The organism is Mesorhizobium sp. M2C.T.Ca.TU.002.02.1.1 (assembly GCF_003997225.1).
Window position 1 is genome coordinate 1 of sequence record NZ_RZTO01000778.1, and the last position, 2,841, is coordinate 2,841.

3 protein-coding genes and 1 pseudogene are annotated in these 2,841 nt (G+C 65.7%); all 4 read left to right on the forward strand.

Translation table 11 applies throughout. From position 1 onward, the window contains the following. Positions 1–893, forward strand: an 893-nt coding sequence (locus EOD07_RS29240) for a C-terminal binding protein (RefSeq protein ID WP_164772643.1), incomplete at its 5' end; no start/stop codon positions are given. Next, positions 890–1,603 carry an E3 binding domain-containing protein gene (locus EOD07_RS29245; protein ID WP_127237817.1) on the forward strand — a complete coding sequence of 238 codons (714 nt, stop codon included), beginning with the start codon at positions 890–892 and terminating at the stop codon, positions 1,601–1,603. The genes EOD07_RS29240 and EOD07_RS29245, both read left to right, overlap by 4 nt. Before the next feature lie 82 nt (positions 1,604–1,685). Further along, positions 1,686–2,456, forward strand: a complete 771-nt coding sequence (locus tag EOD07_RS29250) for a GntR family transcriptional regulator (RefSeq protein ID WP_127237818.1) — start codon at positions 1,686–1,688, stop codon at positions 2,454–2,456. Between the two features lie 201 nt (positions 2,457–2,657). Continuing rightward, positions 2,658–2,841: pseudogene (locus tag EOD07_RS29255) on the forward strand (sugar ABC transporter substrate-binding protein); the annotation flags it as partial.

Below are 2,841 nucleotides of genomic sequence, written 5' to 3' on the forward strand. Positions count from 1 at the left end.
ATCCGGCGGTTTGCCAGACGGTCGATGCGGTCATCAACTATTCGCCGACCCACAATGTCGCCGCTGCGCCGACTGCCTTTCCCAAGGCCAGGATCGCGGTGCGCTCCGGTGTCGGCTTCGACAACATCGATACGGCCGGCTGGGGCGCGCGCAAGATTCCCGCCTGCAACGTGCCTGACTACGGCACCACAGAGGTTGCGGACCATGCCATCGGCCTGATGCTGGCGCTGACGCGCGGCACCTCTGCCTATGGCGCCGAGCTAGCGGCCAATGGCGCCGAGGGCTGGCATTTCTCCAAGGCGCCGCTGGTGCGCCGTCACAAGGGGGCGACCTTCGGCATCGTGGGGCTCGGCCGCATCGGGCTTGCCGCGGCCCGCCGCGCTGCCGCCTTCGACATGAAGGTGGTGTTTTACGATCCGCATCTTCTGTCCGGCGTCGACCTGTCGACCGGCTATGGGCGGGTGCATTCGCTGGCCGATCTGATGGGGCGGGCCGATGTGGTGAGCGTGCATGCACCGTTGAGCGAGGAAACGCGCAAGCTGCTCGGCGCGGATGCCTTCGCCGCCGCCAAGCCGGGCCTTGTCTTCGTCAACACGGCGCGGGGTCCGATCGTCGATCTCGACGCGTTGGAAGCGGCGCTGCGCAACGGCAAAGTCGCCGGCGCCGGGCTGGACGTCCTGCCGAACGAACCGGGCGACCTCGACCATCCGCTTCTGGCGGCGTGGCGGCGCCGCGAGCCATGGATCGCCAACCGGCTGATCGTGACGCCGCATGCGGCCTTCTACAGCCCGGCGGCGATGCGCGATCTCAGGCTGAAATCGATCGAAGTCGTGCATGCCTATCTCGCCGAGCGACGACTGACCAACTGCGTCAACGCCGAGTATCTGAAATGAACGTTGCCGTCGCATCGCGGCTGGCTGTCTCGCCCTATGCGCGCCGGCTTGCCCGCGAGCGCAACCTTCCGCTCGAAGCCCTCCGCGGCAGCGGTCCGGGCGGCCGCATCCTGGCCGCCGATGTGCTCGAGTTCGTCCCGCTCGAAGCGCCTGCGGCGCTTGCGGATGCGGCTCCGGCGCCAATGGTTGCCGCTTCCAGCATCGCCGCCTTCGCGACATCGATCGCCATGGGCGCCTTGCATGAATTGTTGGCCGCGCTGGAGAGCTCGGGGAAAGTGTTCGACATCGACGATATCCTGCTGCGCGCGGTGGGTAGCGCATTCATCGAGATTTCGGACGGGGCGAAGGCCGGCGAGGCGCCGGTGACGCTCGAACTGGGCAAGAGGCAAGTCGTCTTCGCGGCCACCTCGGGAATGCCGCTGACATCGTTGCGCGCGACGCGGCTTGCGGCCCAGTCGGACACGCGCGACGATTCGCAAAAACCCGCCACCCTGTCCGCGCGGCTGCTGCCGCCGAGCGATATCCGACCGATGATGATGCCGCTGTTGCCTGGCCGGGCCATGCGCCTGACGGTCTCGGTCGACAGCGCGGGCGACCATGCCGAGTGCCTGCTCACGGCAGACACGGCAGCCTTCGACGAGGCGACCTCGACCGCGTGGCTCGCCGCCCTGAAATCGGCGGTCGAGCATCCGCTCCGGCTCTTCGTCTAGGACTGCGGATCGTCGCCGACGTTGCCTAGCCTCGGGCGACGGAAGCTATTATAAAAGCTTCGACACAGACGCGACGAGGCTCATGGACCACACCGTTCCCACCATCGACAGTCTTCCCAGGCGCACGCTTGGACGCTCCAACGGGCCGCTCTATCGTCAGCTTGCCGACATCTTGCGTGTGCCGATCGGCGACGGCACTTTTCCCGTCGGCGGCGAATTGCCGAAGGAGGCGGCGATCGCCGAGCATTTCGGGGTCAGCCTGATCACCGTGCGCCAGGCGCTGCGCGATCTCGAGGCCGACGGCCTGATCAAGAAGCGCTCGGCGAAACCGGCGGTGGTCGCCGCGCGCAGCCCGTCGGTCAATCTGAGCTGGAAGTTCAAGAACTTCGCCGACATGGCGGCCTTCACCAAGGACGCGCAGCTGACGGTGAAATCCTATCGCAAGGAAGTCTCACCTGTGCTCCAGCGCCATTTCGGCATGGGCAAGGAGGAGGCGGGCTATTGCCTGCGCAGCGTGCTGTCGATCGGCGAGCAGCGGAAGGCGCAGATCACCACCTACTTTCCCCCAGATGTCGGCGCCAGGCTGAAGCGCGAGGACTTCTCCGACGTGCTGATCTTCCGCTCGGTGCAGAAGCATCTCGGCCTGCGTCTCGACGTGGCGCATGTCACCGTGCGCGCCGAAGTCGCCGACGAGGCGGTTGCCGCCGATCTCGGCATCGCGCTGGGCAGCGCGGTGCTGACTGTGGAGATGCTCTATCAGTCGGCCGACCAGCGCAGCATCGAGTTCTCCGTCGCGCGCCATCCGGCCGATATTTTCAGCATCACCTACGACGCGCCCAACGACCTGTCCTGAGGCTGCCCCGACGTGCGATTTCTGTCGACGGGCACATAGACAGACCTATAAAATTATAATAGCATGATAGCTAGGCTGAGATGCCGGCGGGAAGCGAGATCGCGCGCGAATTCCGCCCGTGCTCACGGCCGTCGAGAGGCCCGGTGTCCGATCAAGATGGCGCAGTCCATCGCCGGCCGGGAGGAACATAGGGAGGAGACAATGCAATCGAGGAGCCTGTGCGCCGGCCTGATGGCGCTTGCCGGATTCGCAGTCTGCGTTGGAGCGACATCCGGCCATGCCGAAGCCAAGAAAACCTACGCCATCTACCTTTCCAACAATTTCGTCGGCAACGACTGGCGCCAGCAAATGGAGCGCGTCGCCAATGTCGCGGTCAACAAGGGAC